Annotated in this window: 18 protein-coding genes; 6 read left to right on the forward strand and 12 right to left on the reverse strand. The window is 71.0% G+C overall.

What is annotated here, in order from left to right; all coding sequences use genetic code 11:
• The 6 genes from OZN99_RS09990 to OZN99_RS10015 all read right to left on the reverse strand — a co-directional run.
• A partial coding sequence (locus tag OZN99_RS09990) for a substrate-binding domain-containing protein (protein ID WP_270935064.1) occupies positions 1 to 278 on the reverse strand: 278 nt, incomplete at its 3' end.
• Positions 275 to 1,774, reverse strand: coding sequence for a tripartite tricarboxylate transporter permease (locus tag OZN99_RS09995; RefSeq protein WP_270935065.1), 1,500 nt, complete (start codon positions 1,772 to 1,774; stop codon positions 275 to 277). The genes OZN99_RS09990 and OZN99_RS09995, both read right to left, overlap by 4 nt.
• Position 1,775: 1 nt before the next feature.
• Positions 1,776 to 2,294 carry a tripartite tricarboxylate transporter TctB family protein gene (locus OZN99_RS10000; RefSeq protein ID WP_270935066.1) on the reverse strand — a complete coding sequence of 173 codons (519 nt, stop codon included), beginning with the start codon at positions 2,292 to 2,294 and terminating at the stop codon, positions 1,776 to 1,778.
• Positions 2,295 to 2,296: 2 nt separating this feature from the next.
• Positions 2,297 to 3,307: a Bug family tripartite tricarboxylate transporter substrate binding protein gene (locus OZN99_RS10005; protein WP_270935067.1), complete on the reverse strand. Its 1,011-nt coding sequence runs from the start codon at positions 3,305 to 3,307 to the stop codon at positions 2,297 to 2,299.
• Between the two features lie 40 nt (positions 3,308 to 3,347).
• On the reverse strand, positions 3,348 to 4,265 hold the full coding sequence (locus tag OZN99_RS10010; RefSeq protein WP_270935068.1) for an alpha/beta hydrolase: 918 nt from the start codon (positions 4,263 to 4,265) through the stop codon (positions 3,348 to 3,350).
• 117 nt (positions 4,266 to 4,382) lie between these two features.
• Positions 4,383 to 5,882: a M81 family metallopeptidase gene (locus tag OZN99_RS10015; RefSeq protein WP_270935069.1), complete on the reverse strand. Its 1,500-nt coding sequence runs from the start codon at positions 5,880 to 5,882 to the stop codon at positions 4,383 to 4,385.
• Between the two features lie 91 nt (positions 5,883 to 5,973).
• On the opposite strand from OZN99_RS10015, the gene OZN99_RS10020 reads away from it, so the two are divergent.
• Positions 5,974 to 6,660, forward strand: coding sequence for a TetR/AcrR family transcriptional regulator (locus OZN99_RS10020; RefSeq protein WP_270935070.1), 687 nt, complete (start codon positions 5,974 to 5,976; stop codon positions 6,658 to 6,660).
• Here OZN99_RS10020 and OZN99_RS10025 read toward each other — a convergent pair whose 3' ends face one another.
• Positions 6,661 to 7,551, reverse strand: a complete 891-nt coding sequence (locus OZN99_RS10025; RefSeq protein ID WP_270935071.1) for a shikimate dehydrogenase — start codon at positions 7,549 to 7,551, stop codon at positions 6,661 to 6,663.
• Positions 7,552 to 7,709: 158 nt separating this feature from the next.
• Between OZN99_RS10025 and OZN99_RS10030 the strand changes: the two genes are divergently transcribed.
• The 5 genes from OZN99_RS10030 (at position 7,710) to OZN99_RS10050 (ending at position 12,863) form a co-directional block, all read left to right on the forward strand.
• Entirely contained in the window at positions 7,710 to 8,702 is a 993-nt protein-coding gene (locus OZN99_RS10030) for a Bug family tripartite tricarboxylate transporter substrate binding protein (protein WP_270935072.1), read from the forward strand.
• 61 nt (positions 8,703 to 8,763) lie between these two features.
• Complete coding sequence (locus tag OZN99_RS10035; RefSeq protein WP_270935073.1) at positions 8,764 to 9,600, forward strand: BKACE family enzyme; 837 nt, start codon at positions 8,764 to 8,766, stop codon at positions 9,598 to 9,600.
• A gap of 28 nt (positions 9,601 to 9,628) precedes the next feature.
• The gene (gene pcaH / locus OZN99_RS10040) at positions 9,629 to 10,354 is read left to right on the forward strand and encodes a protocatechuate 3,4-dioxygenase subunit beta (protein WP_270935074.1); all 726 of its coding nucleotides are present in this window, start codon (positions 9,629 to 9,631) and stop codon (positions 10,352 to 10,354) included.
• A 5-nt stretch (positions 10,355 to 10,359) separates the two neighbouring features.
• On the forward strand, positions 10,360 to 10,995 hold the full coding sequence (gene pcaG, locus OZN99_RS10045) for a protocatechuate 3,4-dioxygenase subunit alpha (protein WP_270935075.1): 636 nt from the start codon (positions 10,360 to 10,362) through the stop codon (positions 10,993 to 10,995).
• An 8-nt stretch (positions 10,996 to 11,003) separates the two neighbouring features.
• The gene (locus tag OZN99_RS10050) at positions 11,004 to 12,863 is read left to right on the forward strand and encodes a bifunctional sugar phosphate isomerase/epimerase/4-hydroxyphenylpyruvate dioxygenase family protein (protein ID WP_270935076.1); all 1,860 of its coding nucleotides are present in this window, start codon (positions 11,004 to 11,006) and stop codon (positions 12,861 to 12,863) included.
• A 6-nt stretch (positions 12,864 to 12,869) separates the two neighbouring features.
• On the opposite strand, the gene OZN99_RS10055 is transcribed toward OZN99_RS10050, so the two are convergent.
• From OZN99_RS10055 to urtB, 5 genes are all read right to left on the reverse strand, one after another.
• On the reverse strand, positions 12,870 to 13,733 hold the full coding sequence (locus tag OZN99_RS10055; protein ID WP_270935077.1) for an isocitrate lyase/PEP mutase family protein: 864 nt from the start codon (positions 13,731 to 13,733) through the stop codon (positions 12,870 to 12,872).
• Between the two features lie 64 nt (positions 13,734 to 13,797).
• The gene (gene urtE / locus OZN99_RS10060) at positions 13,798 to 14,490 is read right to left on the reverse strand and encodes an urea ABC transporter ATP-binding subunit UrtE (protein ID WP_270935078.1); all 693 of its coding nucleotides are present in this window, start codon (positions 14,488 to 14,490) and stop codon (positions 13,798 to 13,800) included.
• Positions 14,491 to 14,493: 3 nt separating this feature from the next.
• Positions 14,494 to 15,231, reverse strand: a complete 738-nt coding sequence (gene urtD / locus OZN99_RS10065; protein WP_270935079.1) for an urea ABC transporter ATP-binding protein UrtD — start codon at positions 15,229 to 15,231, stop codon at positions 14,494 to 14,496.
• A complete protein-coding gene (urtC, locus tag OZN99_RS10070; protein ID WP_270935080.1) occupies positions 15,228 to 16,322 on the reverse strand; it encodes an urea ABC transporter permease subunit UrtC in 1,095 nt (364 codons plus the stop codon). The genes urtD and urtC overlap by 4 nt, the downstream gene beginning before the upstream one ends.
• The coding region (gene urtB, locus OZN99_RS10075) for an urea ABC transporter permease subunit UrtB (protein ID WP_270935081.1) at positions 16,319 to 17,754 on the reverse strand (1,436 nt) is incomplete at its 5' end. The genes urtC and urtB, both read right to left, overlap by 4 nt.

Below are 17,754 nucleotides of genomic sequence, written 5' to 3' on the forward strand. Positions count from 1 at the left end.
CGCGGGGCGCCGTCGCGCAGCGCGAGCCCGGTGCCGGCGGCGCCGAGGGGCAGCGCGGCGCCGTGCAGGCGCCCGGCGTCTCGCAGCTTCGCGATACCGTCGTCGCTGGTCACCACGACATCCGCGGCCTCCCCGGCCAGGGCACGGTCGCGCAGCGCGCCGGCGGTGCCGTAGCGGACATCCGGCGGCGGGCCCTGCCACAGGCCGGGCCGGTGCAGCAACTCCTCGACCGCCGTCTTGATGGCGCCAGCGGCGAGCAGGACGGGGACCGCGGTCATGCCGCGGTCCTCGCCAGCCGTCGCTCGCGCCAGATCGGCAGCACGACGGAGATCACCAGCAGCGCCCAGAGCACGTTGGCGATGGGCGACGAGAACAGCACCATGATGTCCCCCTGCCCGATGCGCAGCGAGCGCAGCAGGTAGCGTTCGAAGATCGGGCCGAGCAGCACGCCGATCAGGATGGAGGTGACGTGGTAGTTGGACTTCACGGCGATGTAGCCGATCACGCCGAAGACCAGCGCGAGCACCATGTCGAAGACGTATTCGCGGTCGGCGAAGGCGCCCACCACGGTCAGCGCCAGGATCAGCGGCACGATGTAGTGGACCGGGACGGTCACGACGCGGGAGGCGTAGCGGGCCAGCGGCATGACCATCGGGATCATGAAGATGTAGGCGACCGTCATCATGACGAAGACGCCGTAGGCGATGGCAGGGCTTTCCTGGAACAGCCGCGGCCCCACCGTGATGCCCTGGTACTGCAGCACGATCATCATCACCGCGGCGGTCGACCCGCCCGGCACGCCAATGGCCATGGTCGGCACCAGCGTGCCGGAGGTGACGCCGTTGTTCGCACTCTCCGGCGCGATCACGCCGGGTGGGTGGCCGGTGCCGTAGAGCTCGGGCGTCTTCGAGAACAGCCGCGACTGCTGGTAGGCGACAAAGGAGGCGATGTAGGCCCCCGCCCCCGGGATCACGCCGACGACCAGGCCGAGGAAGGCGGTCCAGGTGATCTGCCACCAGTACTTCACGCACATCCACAGGCCTTCCACCGTGTCCTTCCACTGCGCGGCGCGGCTCTGCGCCGGCGGCGTGCCGGTGAAACGCTCCTCCAGCATCACCAGCGCCTCGCTGATGGCGAAGAGGCCGATCAGGACGGGCACCAGGGGCAGGCCGTCATACAGCTCGAGGAAGCCGAAGGTGGCGCGCGGGGTGGAATAGACGGTATCCGTGCCGATCGCGCCGAGCATCAGGCCGAACATGCCGCCGATCAGGCCCTTCAGCATGTCCTTGGCCGCGAGCACGGCGATCAGCGTCAGGCCGAAGAGGATGATCACCACCATCTCGACCGAGCGCAGCACCAGGCCAAGTTGCGCCAGGAAGGGCAGCAGCGCCAGCACCGCGACCGAGGTGATCAGGCCGCCCGCGACAGAGGCGACGAAGGACAGCACCAGCGCCTGCTGCGCCTGGCCCTTCTTCGTCATCTGGTAGCCGTCGATGCAGGTGGCTGCCGCGCCGCCGCTGCCGGGGATGTTCACCAGGATGGCCGGAATCCCACCCGAGAGGTGGTTCGCGCAGTAGAGCGAGATCATGAAGGCCAGCGCGGCCTCGGTGTCCATCGCCAGGGTGACGGGCAGCAGGATGATCAGCGTGTTCTGCGGCGAGAAGCCGGGCAGAACGCCGACGACCAGGCCGAGCGCGATGCCCGGCAGGATCGCCCACCAGAGCGAGAAGGAGCGGCCGAACAGCTCGGCCAGCGTCGCGAGATCCAGCTCCACCCTAGTCGAGCCCGGGCAGGCCGAGCAACGCGGCCATCGCATGCTCGAAGGGGCCGAGCGGGAAGCGCGTGCCGATGCCGACGATCAGCGTGGCCCAGACCAGCAGCGGCGTGACGAGCGAGACGCCGATCAGGCTCGGCCAGTGCCGCGCACCCAGCAGCCACATCGCCGCGAACAGCACCAGCGCCAGGGAGATGACCGTGCCGAGTAGTGGCAGCACCACGATGAAGGCGGCGCAGAGCCCGAGAAGGCCGAGACGCAACCGGTCCGTCGCACGGTCGCCGCCGAGCGTGGCGCGCAGCGAGACGTCGCCGCGGGCCAGCTGCAGACCCATGCGCAGCAGCAGCAGCGCCACCAGAACCAGCAGGATGGCGCCGATGACGACGCCGTTGGCCTTCGCCTCCCACGCCAGCTCTTGCACGGTCCAGAAGTAGTAGGCGGTGAAGCCGACCGCGAGGGCGGGAATGACGAGTTCCTGCCCGGCCGGCTTCGGTTCGCTGCCGTGGCGCTGCCGCGGCATCGCTAGCGTTGCGCGCTCAGCTGGGCGCGGTAGCGGTTGGCCAGGTCGATCATGCCCAGCGCGTATTCCGTGCAGGTGGCGCGGTTGCCGTAGCGGATGGTCTCGATGGGCAGGCCCTGCTTGTCGTAGGCGTCGCGGAAGGCCGGGTCGTCGAACACCCTGGCCGAGGTCTCCTCCAGCACGCGGAAACGGTCGGGGTAGCGGTCGATGGCACGGGTGTGGATGGCCCAAGCGCGGGAGGAGTAGAGGTCGGGGATATTGCTGCCGAAGACCGCGTTGATCGGCGGCGCGTTGTCGGTCTTGGCGGCCAGGATGTTCTCCCGGTTGAAGACGCCGAGGGTGCGCATGCGCTCGCCCTGCTGGACGGCGAGCGCGATGGGCAGCACGCCGATGTCGGCCTCCCCGTTCAGCACGGCGACCAGGGTCGGGTTGCCCCCGCCATAGGGCACCAGGTTGAAGCGCGCGTTCTGGTGCTCGCCCAGCGCCAGGATGCCGATGGAGGCCGGGTGCGGGATGCGGCTCGTCGCCACGTTGAGCGGCCGGCGCTTCGCCTCCGCCACCACGTCCTCGATGCGGCGGAACGGGCTGTTGGCGCGGACGAAGACGCAGCTGTCGTCCACGTCGATCCGGCAGAAATAGGTCAGGTCCTCGGGGAAGCGGAAGCGCGGGCGCTGGAGGGCATACATGATCATCTCCGGCCCCATGTTGCCGAAGAGCAGGTGGTGCGCGTCGGCATCGCGCCGGCTGACGAAGAGCTCGTAGCCCACCTGGCCGGCGGCGCCGGGGAAGAACTCGTATTCGAACTGCCGCCCGTTGAGGTGCTTGGTCCAGCCGTCGTCGAAGCTGCGCGCCAGCCGGTCGGCCCCGCCACCCTGGCCGGTGGGGATCACCACGCGGAAGTTGCGGCTGGGGAAGCCGGACTGCGCCGCGGCCGGGCGCATGGCGGCGAGACCCGCGCCGAGCGCGGCGGCGCCGATGCTGCGGCGCGTGAGTGTGGTCGTCCCAAACGTCATTCCCGCTTTCTCCCTGCTTGGCCGGCCGTGCCGGCGGTGTTCAGTGCTCGCCCCGGTAGACCGGCTCCGGCTGCGCGAAGAAGGACGCCAGGATGTGCTGCACCAGGCGGTAGTTCTTCTGCTGGAAGCTGGCGTGCGCGATGCCGGGCATCACGGCGAACTGCTTGTCGGGGTTGGGCAGGGCCCGGAAGAACGCCAGCAGGTCATCGAGCCCCGCGATGCCGTCGTACTCGCCGCGCATTACGATTGTCGGGCAGTCGATCCTTGCCGGGTCCACCACGGGTAGGTGCAGGCACATGTCGATGTAGGTGCCGATCGGCACGCTGTCGTCCAGCGCCAGGATGGCATCGGCGAAGGCGTTCACTGTCGCCTCCTCGGCCGTGCCGGGATGATCGCGGGTGAAGATGGAGTGGACGAAGGCGCGGTCGATCGGGCGGCGGTTCCCGGCGGCCTGGTACTCCGGCAGCTTCTTCCGCCGCTGCTCCAGCGTCGGGCTGCCCTCCCCCGTCCAGACGAAGGCATCGAGAGCGAGGCGCTTCACCCGGCCCGGGTTTCGCTGCGCGAACAGCGCCGCCTTCAGCGCGCCGGAGGAGATGCCGTAGACCAGCAGCGGCCCGGCCTTCCGCGTCGCCTCGATGTAGGCAGCCGCGGCCGCGATGTCGTCGGCGCCGTTGGAGATGTCGCAGGTGATCTCGCGGTGCTTGGAGGAACGGCCGTAGCCTTCGTTGTCCAGGCACCAGCAATCGTAGCCGGCGCGCGCGAAGACATCCATCACCGAGACGTCCGGCTTGCCGGGTACCTGCAGGTCGAAGGTGGCCTGGGAGCCCATGGAAGAGCCGTGGATGAACAGGATCGTGCCGCGCTTCCCGGTGGGCTCGCCGACGAACTTCTCCCACATGAACAGCCGCACATCGGCCCTGGTCGTCCAGTGCTCCAGGCCGGTCACAGGCTGGGTCATGCGGAACGGGTCCCTCTGCATGGCCGGGCGCGAGGCATGATCGCGCCGCCTGCGCTGCCCCCGGGCCATGTCTTTCCTGGATTGTCGCGCAGTAAGAGTGGCCGCCCGCGCGGCGTGTCAAGCCTCCGCCAGCGGATCCGCGGGGCCGCCATAGGGGTAGAAGTCGGCCAGCCGGAGGTTGGCGTAGGGCAGCGCCTCCAGCCGCACGGTCCCGAGGAAGGGCTCGTCCGGCTCGACCAGAAGGATGGTGCGGGCGAAGCCGCTGTCGTCGAAGCCGCGGCGGAAATGCGCGCGCGACTTGATGGCGATCACGTCGAACTCTCCGGCCTGCAGCCCGAGGCCCCAGAGCTCCTCCGGCACCATGATCTGAACGAGGTAGGGGCTGAGGATCAGCAGGTTGCCGGCGCCGAACTCGACCAGTGCCCAGCTCTGCCCCCCGGTGGCGCGGTGCGAGGTCGGCGTGACGAAGCCCCGGAAACGGCCCTGGATCCGCACCGGCTGGCCGGCCGATTCGTCCACGCCGCCGCCGACCTCCATGTCAAAGGCGTCGCCCGGGCGCACGCCTTCGGCCTGCAGCGTGCCGATGGCGAGCGGCGATGCGACGGTCGCGACCAGGGTGCGCGACAGGCCCTGCGCCAGGATCTCGCGCAACAGCCAGGTGGCGTGGCCGGAGCGGTCGCTGTGGTCGGCCAGCACCACCGGCGCGCGGCCTTCGGCCACGGCCTGGCGGGCCATCGCCACGCCGGCCGATATGCGGTGGATGGTCGCGCTGGAGACCAGCTCGGCCCGGCGTCGCCAGGCATAGGCGGCCATGTCGCGGGCGACATGCTCTGCCAGCTCGGGGCGGCCGTCGGTGATGACCTGGAAGGTCATGCCGGCGTCGGGCACGTCGCTCCAGGGGAAGCCGAAGAAGACGTTGACGAAGACGTCGGGCTCCCGCGCCTCCCAGGTCAGCGCGCGCTGCACCAGGTCGGACCAGGGCGGCGCGCCGGTCCATTGCAGGACGGTGGGCGTGAGGATCGGCAGCTTGCGGGTCACATGGGCCGGCCGGAACTGCCCGCGGATGGTGCGCACCAGCATCCGCGCGGCGCGCTGGCCCTGCAGGTGCATGTCGTAGTGAGGGAAATACTTCACGGTGAAGGCCAGGTCGGCGTGGCGCAGGAACTCGGCGTCCTCGTTGCCATGCGGGTCGAAGGTGGCGGCGATGGGCACACCGGGCCCGACCACGGCGCGCACGCGGCGGGCGATCTCGGCTTCCGGCCGGGGCACGCCGCGCACGCCCATGGCGCCGTGCAGCGCCAGATAGACGCCGCGGAACGGCCCCTGCTCGCGCAGCCCGTCCAGCATGCGGCCGAGGAAGCCCTCGAAGGCCTCGCGGGTGATCCAGCCGGAGCCGGTGCCGGTCCTGGGCCAGAGGGGTGATTCGATGCCCACCAGCTCAACGCCCAGGTATTCGCGCGCCACCTGCACGAAGCCGCCCATGTAGCCCTTTGGATCGGTCGCGAGCAGCGCCTCCCCGGCGGCGGGAGAGCCCGGGTAGCGGAAGTCTTCTTCCGTCGTCTCGTTGGGCAGGAAGGTGACCGTCTCGTGCGCGAACTGCAGGACCGCGATGCGCATCGGCACTCTCCCTGGGGCAGGCGCGCCGAGCCTATCGCCGGCGTGGCCCGGCGCGAAGCCGGCCGCCGGCCCTTGCTGGCGCGGCCGGCGCATGGCACGCAGCCGCATGCCTCCGGAAAGCCCAGCCCCGCGCCAGGACCCCGCGCGCGACAGGCCCGCGCCCCGCAAGCGCGACCCCGAGCAGACGCGGCGCGACATCCTGGAGGCGGCGATCGCCGAGTTCAGCGAGAAGGGCTTCGACGGCGGGCGGGTGGACGACATCGCGGCGCGCACCCGCACCACCAAGCGGATGATCTATTACTACTTCGGCGGCAAGGAGCAGCTCTACGCCGCCGTGCTGGAACGCATGTACGGCGGCATGCGCGACGCCGAGCAGGCGCTGCAGCTGGACAGCCTGCCGCCGCTGCAGGCGCTGCAGCGCCTGGTGGAGGTGACCTTCGACCACCACGCCGCGCATCCCGAATTCGTCCGCCTGGTCAGCGTGGAGAACATCCACGAGGCCCGGAACGTCGCCGCCTCCCCCACCATCCGCGACCGCAACGCGGCGGTGATCGGCACGCTGCGCGCGCTGCTGGCGCGCGGCGAGGCGGCGGGCGCGTTCCGCAAGGGGCTGGACGCGCTGGACCTGCACATGCTGATCAGCTCGTTCTGCTTCTACCGCGTGTCCAACCGCCACACGCTGTCGGCGATCTTCGGACGCGACCTGCGCGCGCCGGAGACGGCGGCGGCGCATCGCCGGATGATCACGGAAGCGGTGCTGCGCTACGTGCGGCCCTGATCAGGCCGCGCGCTGCGCGGTGGCCGCGGCCGCCGACATCTCCGCGAAGTGGCGCAGCATGCGCTCGGCGTCGGGCGCCCTGCCGGTGAACAGGCGGAAGGCGCCGACGGCCTGGAACACCGCCATGCCGCCGCCATCGAGGGTGCGGCAGCCGATGGCGCGCGCGGCGCGCAGAAGCTCGGTTTCCAGCGGAAAATAGACGATCTCGGCGACCCAGAGCGCGGGGCGCAGCAGCGCGACGGGCAGCGGCGTGCCCGGCAGCTTCGCCATGCCGACCGGCGTGCAGTTCACCACGCCGTCGGCCGCCGCCACCTCGGCCGGCAGGTCGCGGCAGGCAACGGCGCGACCGGCGCCGAAGCGGGCGCAGAGATCCGCGGCCAGCGCCTCGGCCCGCGCGGCGTCGGTATCGGTGATGGCGAGTCGTCCGACGCCTTCCGAGAGCAGCGCATGGGCGACCGCCGCCCCTGCGCCGCCCGCACCGAGCTGCACCACCCGGGCGCGCGCCGTGCCGGGCAGGCCGCGGCGGAAGCCCTCGGCGAAGCCGGAGCAGTCCGTGTTGTGGCCGATCCGCTTCCCGTCGCGCAGCACCACCGTGTTCACCGCGCCCAGCGCCCGCGCGTCGGGCGACAGCTCGTGCAGCAGCGGCAGCACGGCCTGCTTGCACGGGAAGGTGATGTTCAGCCCGGCGAAGCCCATCCGCTCCGCCGCGGTCAGCAGCTCCTCCAGCGCCTCGGGACCGATGCCGAGCCGGTCGAGGTCGATCAGACGATAGACCAGGCGCAGGCCCTGCTCGGCGCCTTCCCGCTCATGCAGGGCGGGGGTGCGTGAGGCCTGGATGCCGCTGCCGATCAGGCCGCACAGGACGGAGGGGGGCAGGTCGCGATGGGACATGGCGGCGTTCCTCTGCCGGGAGGCATCCGGCGTGGCGAGCGATTTTTCACTTGCCATCTGAATGTACTCACCAGTACATACATCGTCAACGCGGATCGGCAGGCCACACCATGCCCCGCCCCGGCCCGCGCCGGACCACACGAACGGAGGAAGCATCCATGACCATCTCCCGCCGCGGCTTCGGTGCCGCCTCGCTCGGCCTGCTGGCCGCCGGCCTCGCGCCCAGCGCCGCACGCGCGCAGGCCGCCGCCTATCCCGGCACCCGTCCGGTGACGCTGGTCGTCGCCTGGGCGCCGGGCGGCTCCACCGACTTCGTCGCGCGCGTCGTCGCGCAGCAGATGTCGCGGGAGTTGAACGGCAACGTGGTCGTGGACAACCGCCCCGGCGCATCCGGCACCATCGGCCACGCCTCCGTCGCGCGCGCCCGGCCGGACGGGCACACGCTGCTGCTCGGCGTGAACTCCACCTATGCCATGTCGCGGCACCTGTTCCCGAACCGCGGCTATGACGACGACACCGCCTTCGTCGGCATCGGCCGCATCGCGATCTCGCCGATCTTCCTCTGCGTGAACCCGCGCATCGGCGTGGACAACATCGCCACCCTGGTGACGCGCGCCAAGGAAGCGCCCGGGCGCATGTCCTATGCCTCCTCCGGCGCCGGCTCCTCGGCGCATCTGGCGACGGAGCTGTTCCTGCGCAGCGCGGGCATCCAGATCGAGAACGTGACGTATCGCGGCGGGGCGCCCGCGGTGCAGGCGCTGATCACGAACGAGGTGCAGGTGGCGATGGTGGACGGCGTCACTGCGCTGCCGCTGATGGCGGCGGGGCAGATCAAGGCCATCGGCGTCAGCACGCTGGAGCGCAACCCGCTGGCGCCCGACGTGCCGACCATCGCCGAGAGCGGCTTCCCCGGCTTCGAGGCGACCAGCAACTTCGCCCTGCTGGCCCCGGCCGGCACCCCGGCGCCGATCGTCGCACGGCTCGCTGCCGCCAAGGACGCGACGATGCGCAACCCGGAGGTGCTGGAGCGCCTGCGGCAGAACTCGATCTTCCCCACCCCCGGCACGCCGGAGCAGTGGCCCGCCTATTTCCGCGCCGAGAGCGCCAAGTGGGGCGAGCTGATCCGCGCCCGCGGCATCACCGCGGAGTGACGTGCCGGCGGCGGCGGGCCCGCCCGCCGCCGCACCGTTCCCCGCTGCGAAGGACGTCACCATGGCCGGCGAGCCCTGCATCATCTCCGTCGCGATCACCGGATCGGTGCCGCGCAAGAAGGACAACCCCGCCCTGCCGGTGACCGTCGCCGAGCAGGTCGAGAGCACCCACGCCGCCTACGAGGCCGGCGCCGCGCTGGTGCATGTGCATGTCCGCAACGCCGACGAGTCACCGAGCAGCGATCCGGAGAAGTTCGCCGCCTTCCAGGACGGCATCCGCCGGCACTGCCCGGACATTATCGTGCAGTTCTCCACAGGCGGCCGCGGCCGCGCGCTGGAGCAACGGGGCAGCATGCTGCACCTGCGGCCGGACATGGCGAGCCTGGCCACGGGCAGCGTGAACTTCCCGACCATCGTCTACGAGAATCCGCCGGACTTCGTGCGCAGCCTGGCGACCACCATGCGCGACCTCGGCATCAAGCCGGAGATCGAGGTCTTCGACCTGGCGATGCTCTACAACACCGCCGACCTAGTGACGGAAGGGCTGATTATGCCGCCGCCGCATGTGCAGTTCGTCTTCGGCGTGAAGCACGCCCTGCCGGCACGGCGCGACATCCTGGAGTTCGAGGTGGCGAAGCTGAAGGAGCTGCTGTCCGGCGCGACCTGGACCGCCGCTGGCATCGGGCGCCACCAGTTCGAGGTGGCGCGCTGGGCGCTGCAGATGGGCGGCCACTGCCGAACGGGCCTGGAGGACAACATACGGCTGGACCGGGACACGCTGGCGCCATCCAACGCGGCCCTCGTTGCGCATGTCGCGAAGCTGGCGGCGGAGCATGGGCGACCCGTGGCGACCGCCGCGCAGGCGCGCCGCATGCTCGGCCTGGCGCCGGCCACCTGACGCCATTCGGAGGAAGGTAGAAGCACCGATGAACCCCGACAGCGAATTCATCCAGCGCGACCGGGGGCTGCACCCGCCCGCCGTGACGCCGATCTACAAGACGAGCGTCTTTCGCGGCCCCCACCGGCCGTTGATCTCGCTGCAGAACAGCCTCTCCGAGGTGACGGGGCCGGCCTTCGGCCAGGACGAGCTCGGCCCCTTGGACAACGACCTGATCCTGAACTACGCCAAGGCCGGCGAGCCGGTGGGCGAGCGGATCATCGTGCATGGCCGCGTGCTGGACGGTGCCGCGCGCCCGGTGCCGGGCGTGCTGGTGGAGTTCTGGCAGGCCAATGCCTCCGGCCGCTACCGCCACCGGAACGACACCTACATCGGCACCATCGACCCGAATTTCGGCGGCTGCGGGCGGACCATCACGGATGCGGAGGGGCGCTACGTCTTCCGCACCATCAAGCCGGGCCCCTACCCCTTCCGCAATCGCGTGAACGACTGGCGGCCGGCCCATATCCACTTCTCGGTCTTCGGCTCGGGCTTCGCGCAGCGGCTGATCACCCAGATGTATTTCGAGGGCGACCCGCTGATCCGCCACGACAGCATCATCAACACCGTCGCCGACGAGGGCGCGCGCGACAGGCTGGTGGCGCGGCTGGACCTTAACGCGGCCGTGCCGCTCGACACGCTCGCCTATCGCTGGGACATCGTGCTGCGCGGGCGGCGCTCCACCGTCTTTGAGAACCGGCTGCAGGGGAACTGAGCGCCATGATCACCCCCGACACGCTGGGCTACCTGCCCGAGACCGCATCCCAGACCGCCGGACCCTATGTGCATATCGGGCTGATCCCGAAGCAGGCGGGCTTCGACATCTTCGAGACGAATCTGGGCGAGACGCTGGTGACGCCCGCGGTGCAGGGCGAGCGCATCCGCATCGAGGGCCGCATCTACGACGGCACGGGCACGCCGGTGCGCGACGCGCTGGTGGAGATCTGGCAGGCCGACAGCTTCGGTCGCCACAACCACCCGGCCGACCGCCAGGACGGACCGCGCGACGAGGCCTTCCGCGGCTGGGGCCGCACGGGAACGGACTTCCAGACCGGGCTGTGGTGCTTCGAGACGATCAAGCCCGGCCGCGTCGCCGGCCGCCGCGGCCACCGAAGGATGGCGCCGCACATCTCGCTGTGGATCGTCGCACGCGGCATCAACATCGGCCTCTCCACGCGCCTCTATTTCGAGGACGAGGCGGAGGCGAATGCCGAGGATCCGGTGCTGCGCATCATCGAGCAGCCGGAGCGGCGCAAGACCCTGATCGCGCGGCGCGAGACGCGCGAGGGCAGGCCGGTGTACATCCTGGACATCCGCCTTCAGGGCGAAGGCGAGACCGTCTTCTTCGATCTGTGAGGGCTGCCATGCCGCGGCTGCCGAAATCCATTGCGACCGTCTGCCTCTCCGGCCCGCTCGCCGACAAGCTGGAAGCGGCAGCCGCGGCCGGCTTCGAGGCGGTGGAGATCTTCGAGAACGACCTGCTGACCTTCGAGGGCACGCCCGCCGAGGTGCGCCGGATGTGCGAGGACCTCGGGCTCCGCATCGCGATCTTCCAGCCCTTCCGCGACTTCGAGGCGATGCCAGACCTGCAGCGCGCGCGCAACCTGGACCGCGCGGAGCGCAAGTTCGACATCATGCAGGCGCTCGGCACCGACCTGCTCCTGGTCTGCAGCAACACCAGCGCCGCCGCGCTGGACGACGCGGCGCGCGCCGCGTCCGACCTGCACGAGATGGCGGACCGTGCCGCGCGCCGCGGCCTGCGCGTCTGCTACGAGGCGCTGGCCTGGGGCCGGCACGTGAACCGCTGGGCGCAGGCCTGGGACATCGTGCGGCGCGCGGACCATGCGGCGCTCGGCCTCTGCCTCGACAGCTTCCACACCCTGTCGCTCGGCGACGACCTCGCGGGCCTGGCCGGGACGGTGCCGCCGGAGAAGCTGTTCTTCCTGCAGCTTGCCGACGCGCCGAATCTGTCGATGGACGTGCTGAGCTGGAGCCGCCACCACCGCCTGTTTCCCGGGCAGGGCGAGTTGCCGGTCGCGGGCTTCCTGCGCGACCTTCTGGCCGCCGGCTTCGACGGCACGCTGTCGCTGGAAGTGTTCAACGACGAGTTCCGCGCCGCGCCGTCCCGCCGCATCGCGCGCGACGGGCTGCGCAGCCTGGTCTGGCTGGAGGAGCAGGTCGGCCGCGCGCCGCTGCCAGCGCTGCCGAAGCTCTCCGGCATCGAGTTCGTGGAGTTCGCGGTGGACGAGGCGGCGCGCGAGGAGCTCGGCCGTTTCGTCGCGCCGCTTGGCTTCCGCCGCGTGGGCACGCACCGGTCCAAGGACGTCGAGCTCTGGCGCAACGGCGGCGTGAACCTGGTGCTGAACGCGGAGCCGGACAGCGCGGCGTCCGAGCGCTTCGAACAGCTCGGCCCGACGGTCTGCGCGATGGCGCTGCGCGTGGACGACCCGGCGCGGCTGGTGGAACGCGCGGCCGCCCTCTCCTACCCGGTCTGGCGCGAGCGGATCGGCGCCGGCGAGCGGCGCATCCCGTCGGTGCGCGCGCCCGACGGCACGCTGGTCTATCTGGTGGAGGCGCCCGGCGCGGGCGCGCGGCCGATCTGGGAAGACGATTTCGTCCTGGACGCCGACGCCGTGGAAGGCGGGCTGCTCGGCGTGGATCACGCGGCGCAGGCCGTGGCGCCGGGCATGCTGGACAGTTTCGTGCTGTTCTACCGCGCGCTGTTCGGGCTGGAGCCGGACGCGCTGTGGGAACTCCCGGACCCTTATGGCCTGGTGCGCTCGCGCGCCTTCGTCGGCGGTGGGGGCAGCGTGCGCCTGCCGCTGAACGCCTCGGAGAGCGGCCGCACGGGCACCGGGCGCTTCGTCTCGGCGCTGGCCGGCGCGGGCGTGCATCACATTGCCTTCGCGTCCGCCGACGCCATGGCGGAAGCCGACGCGGCCGCTGCGCGCGGCGCCGAGATGCTCGACATTCCCGAGAACTACTACGAGGACCTCGGCGCCCGCTTCGGACTGGAGGAGGAGGAGCTGCACGCGCTGGCGCGGCGCCACCTGCTGTATGACCGCGACCCGGCGGGCGGCGTCTTCCGCCACGCATACACCCACGCCTTCCGCGACCGCTTCTTCCTGGAGGTCGCGGAGCGCGCGGGCGGCTATTCCGGCTTCGGCGCCGCCAACGCGCCGGTGCGCATGGCCGCGCAGCGCCGGGAAGCGCCGCGCGCCTGAGACGGCTCAGCCCTTCGCGATGAAGCGCTTCGCCTCGACGTCATAGTCGCCATAGCCGAGCGTCGCGCGCAGCTCGGCGGGCGGCAGCGCGGCGGCGGACTCCGCCTGCCCCGCCAGCAGCGCGGCCAGGCCGGTCTGCATGCCGGCGATGGCGGGCGAGAGCATGCCGGTCGGGTAGGTGCCGATCTTGAAGCCCAGCGCCTCGGCTTCCGTCCGGCTGGGCGTCGCGCGCGGCGCGCCGGGGGAGAGCACGGCGAAGCTCGGCCGGCCGCCGGCCGCGGCGATGCCGCGGCGGATCTCGTCCTCGTCATGCGGGCTGTCGAGGAAGAGGATGTCGGCCCCTTCCTCGACATACATCGCGATGCGCGCCACCGCCTCGTCGATGCCCTGGGTCGGGCGGCAATCGGTGCGGGCAAGGATCAGGATGCCCGACTCCTTCGCGGCCTCCACCGCGGCGCGGATCTTCATCCGCGCCTCCTCCCTTGGCAGGCAGGGCTTGCCGGCGGCGGTCAGCGCGCGGGGGGTGATCTTGTCCTCGATCAGGATGGCGGCGGCGCCGGCGCGGCCATAGGCGCGCACGGTGCGCTGCACGTTCATCGCGTTGCCGTAGCCATGGTCGCCGTCGGCCAGGATCAGCGTTTCCGGCGCGGCGTTTCGCACCATGGTGAAGCTGTCGAACATCTCGCCGAAAGAGATCAGGTCGAGGTCCGGGCCGCCGAGCCGGCTGGCCGCCACGCAGGAGCCCGAGAGGAAGGCGGTGCGATAGCCCGCGCGGGCGGCGAGCTTCGCGCTGATGCCGTCCCAGACAGCGGGCATCACGACGAAGCCCGGTTCGGCCAGCAGCGCCCGCAGGCGTTCCGGTGGTGTCATGCGCGCGTCCTCCTTGGTGCGGCGGGGAGGCTAGCTGCCCCCGGGCTCCGCACCAAGCCGGGCGTCAGACGGTCAGCAGCCGTCGCACCGCCGCCTCGTCCAGCGCGCCGGCCGCACCGGCCAGCGCCACCTCGCCGCGGACCATCACGGCGATGCTGTCGGCCAGGTCCCGCGCGAAATCGTAGTACTGCTCCACCAGCACCACGGCCATGCCGCGGTCGCGCGACAGGTGGCGGATGACGCGGGCGATGTCCTTGATGACGCTGGGCTGGATGCCCTCGGTCGGCTCGTCGAGGATCAGCAGCCGCGGCCGGGCGCAGAGCGCGCGCGCGATGGCCAGCTGCTGCTGCTGGCCGCCGGACAGGTCGCCGCCGCGCCGACGCAGGAACTGGCGGAGGATCGGGAACAGGTCGAACACCTCGGCCGAGACCTTGCTGCCACGCGGTGCGGCGGCCAGCGCCGTCTCCAGGTTCTCCTGCACCGTGAGGAAGGGGAAGATCTCGCGGCCCTGCGGGACGTAGCCGATGCCGGCGCGGGCGCGCTCCGATGGCGGGAAGGAGGTGACGTCGCGGCCTTCCCAGGTGATCCGGCCGGACTGTACGCGCTCCAGCCCCATGATGGCGCGCAGCAGCGACGACTTGCCGACGCCGTTGCGGCCGAGCACGGCGGTGACCTTGCCGGGCTCAGCCCGGACGGAGACGCCGCGCAGGCAGCGGCTGGCGCCGTAGGAGAGGTCGATGTTCGCGACGTCCAGCACGGCCTAGCGCCCCAGATAGACTTCGATCACGCGCTCGTCGTTCTGCACGTGGTCGATGGAGCCTTCGGACAGCAGGCTGCCCTCGGCGAGCACGGTGACGCGACAGTTCAGCGCGCGGACGAATTCCAGGTCGTGCTCCACGACCACCACGCTGCGGCGACCGGCGATGCGCACCAGCAGGGCGGCGGTGTGCTCGGTCTCGGCATCGGTCATGCCGGCGACCGGCTCGTCCACCAGCATCAGGTCGGGATCCTGCATCAGCAGCATGCCGATCTCGAGCCACTGCCGCTGCCCGTGGGAGAGGATGCCGGCCTTGTCCTGGGCGCGCTCGGTCAGGCCGATCTCCTGCATGGTCGCCTCGATCCGCGACTTCGCTTCCCCGGTGAGTGCCCAGCGGATGCAGGCGATGGGGCCGCGCGGCGCCTTGAGCGCCAGCTCCAGGTTCTCGAACACGGTCAGCGCGTCGAAGACGGTAGGCTTCTGGAACTTGCGGCCGATGCCAAGATTGGCGATCGCGGCCTCGTCCATGCGGGTCAGGTCGGCATCCCCGAAGCTGACGATGCCTTCCGTGGGGCGGGTCTTGCCGGTGATCACGTCCATCATCGTGGTCTTGCCGGCGCCGTTCGGGCCGATGACGGCGCGCAGCTCCCCGGGCTCCACGATCAGCGCCAGGTTGTTGAGCGCCCGGAAGCCGTCGAAGACGACCGAGACGCCATCGAGGTAGAGGCGCCGCCCCTTCACTTCGGGCGACCCTGCAGAAGGCCGATCAACCCGCGCGGCAGGAACAGCGTGACCAGCACGAACAGCCCGCCCAGGACGAAGAGCCACAGGTCGGGCGCCGCGCTGGTCAGCCAGGTCTTGAGCCCGTTGACCGAGAAGGCGCCGAGCACCGCGCCGACCAGCGTGCCGCGGCCGCCGACCGCGACCCAGACAACCGCCTCGATCGAGTTGCCGGGGCTGAACTCGCCGGGATTGATGATGCCAACCTGCGGCACATAGAGCGCGCCGGCCAGGCCGGCCATCATGGCGGACAGCACGAAGGCGAACAGCTTGTGCTGGGTGACCGAGTAGCCGAGGAAGCGCACCCGGCTCTCGGCATCACGGATCGCCGTCAGAACGCGGCCGTATTTCGTGGCCGTCAGCCAGCGGCAGACCAGGTAGCAGCCGACCAGCGCGACGAGCGAGGCGTAGAACAGCGCCGCCCGGGCCGAGGAGGTGTTGAGCGGCATGCCCAGCAGCTCCTTGAAGTCGGTGAAGCCGTTGTTGCCGCCGAAGCCCATGTCGTTGCGGAAGAAGGCCAGCATCAGCGCATAGGTCATGGCCTGCGTGATGATGGAGAAATAGACGCCGGTGATGCGGCTGCGGAAGCAGAGGAAGCCCAGCACGAAGGCCAGCAGCCCCGGCACGACAAGGACCATCAGCATGGCGAAGGCGAAGCTGTCGAAGCCGAGCCAGTACCAGGGCAGCTCCTGATACCCCAGGAACACCATGAAGTCCGGCAGGACCGGATGGCCATAGACGCCGCGCGGGCCGATCAGCCGCATCAGGTGCATCCCCATCGCATAGCCGCCGAGCGCGAAGAAGGCGCCGTGGCCGAGCGAGAGGATGCCGGCATAGCCCCAGGCCAGGTCGAGCGACAGGGCAAGGATCGCGTAGCAGATCCACTTGCCCGTCACCGAGACCAGGAAGTCCGAGACATGCAGCGCGTGGTCCGACGGCAGCTGGTTCAGCACCGGCATTGCCGCCAGCACCAGCACGGCGCCGACCAGCACGGCCCGCAGGCCGAGGCGGAGGCGCGACGGCGCGGCGGCCGGCAGGGCGGTGACGCTCATGCCTCGGCCGCCCTGCCCTTCTGGGCGAACAGGCCGCGCGGGCGGCGCTGGATGAACAGCATGATGGCGACCAGCACCGCGACCTTGGCCAGCACCGCGCCGACCCAGGGCTCCATCACCTTGTTGATGATGCCCAGCCCGAAGGCGCCGATCAGCGTGCCCGCCAGGCTGCCGACACCGCCGAACACAACCACCAGGAAGCTGTCGATGATGTAGCCGGTGCCGAGGTTCGGCGAGACGTTGTCGATCTGGCTGAGCGCCACGCCGGCGATGCCGGCAATGCCGGAGCCGAAGGCGAAGGTCAGCGCGTCCACCCGCCCGGTGCGGATGCCCATGGAGGAGGCGATGGCGCGGCGCTGCGTGACGGCGCGCATCTCCAGCCCGAAGCGGGTGAAGCGGATGGCGGCCACCACGAGAAGCAGCACAACGAGGCTGAAGGCCAGGATCCACAGCCGGTTCTGGGTGACCGGAATGTCGCCCGGCAGCATCAGCGTGCCCTGCATCCAGGCAGGGCTGATGACCTCGCGATTCTGCGCGCCGAACGCCAGGCGGACGGCCTGCTGGATCATCATGCCGACGCCGAAGGTCAGCAGCAGTGTCTCCAGCGGGCGCCCGTAGAGGTGGCGGATCAGTCCGCGCTCCATCGCCGCGCCAGCCAGGGCGGTGAGCAGGAAGGCGGCCGGGACCGAAAGCGGCAGCGACCACGGCGCCAGCCAAGGGATGTTCCGCGTCAACTCCTGCACCACGACGGTGGTGTAGGCGCCCAGCATGACGAACTCGCCATGCGCCATGTTGATTACGCCCATGACGCCGAAGGTCACCGCAAGGCCGAGGGCGGCCAGCAGAAGCACGGAGCCGAGCGAGAGGCCCTGGAAGAGCGTTTCCGCGCCGCGGCGGATCGCCAGGCGCCGGTCGATCGCAGCGACGGCGGCCTCGATCTCGGCCAGCAGGTCAGGGTTCGTCGCGCGCGCCTCGAGCAGGATGGAGCGGGCCTCCGGAGAGGCGGAGGCGCCAAGCAGCGCGATGCCGGCGCGCTTCGCCTCGGCGTCGGCCGAGACCAACCGTGAGGCCGCAAGGGCAAGCTCCATCCGTTCCCGGATGCGCGGCACCGTCTCACGCGCCAGCGCGGCCTCCAGCAGGGCCACGTTGTCGGCGCTGCGGGTGCGGAAGACGCCTTCCGCCGCGGCGAGCCGCTCGGCTGGATCGGGCGAGACGATCTGAAGCCGGCCGAGCGCGCCGCGCAGCGCGACGCGGACCCGGTTGTTGATGTTGATGCGGACGGGCTCAGCCTCCGGCGCGGGGACGGCCTCGCCGGTCGCGGCGCTGGTCAGGGCCGTGCCCTCCCGGACGAGGAGCGTGCCGTCGGCGGCGCGCAGCAGCCGCCCATCGGCCAGCGCGCGCAGCGCCGGCAGGGCGCGGGGATCGCCGAGCG

This window comes from Falsiroseomonas oryzae (assembly GCF_027856955.1).
GTDB classification, from domain to species: Bacteria; Pseudomonadota; Alphaproteobacteria; order Acetobacterales; family Acetobacteraceae; genus Falsiroseomonas; species Falsiroseomonas oryzae.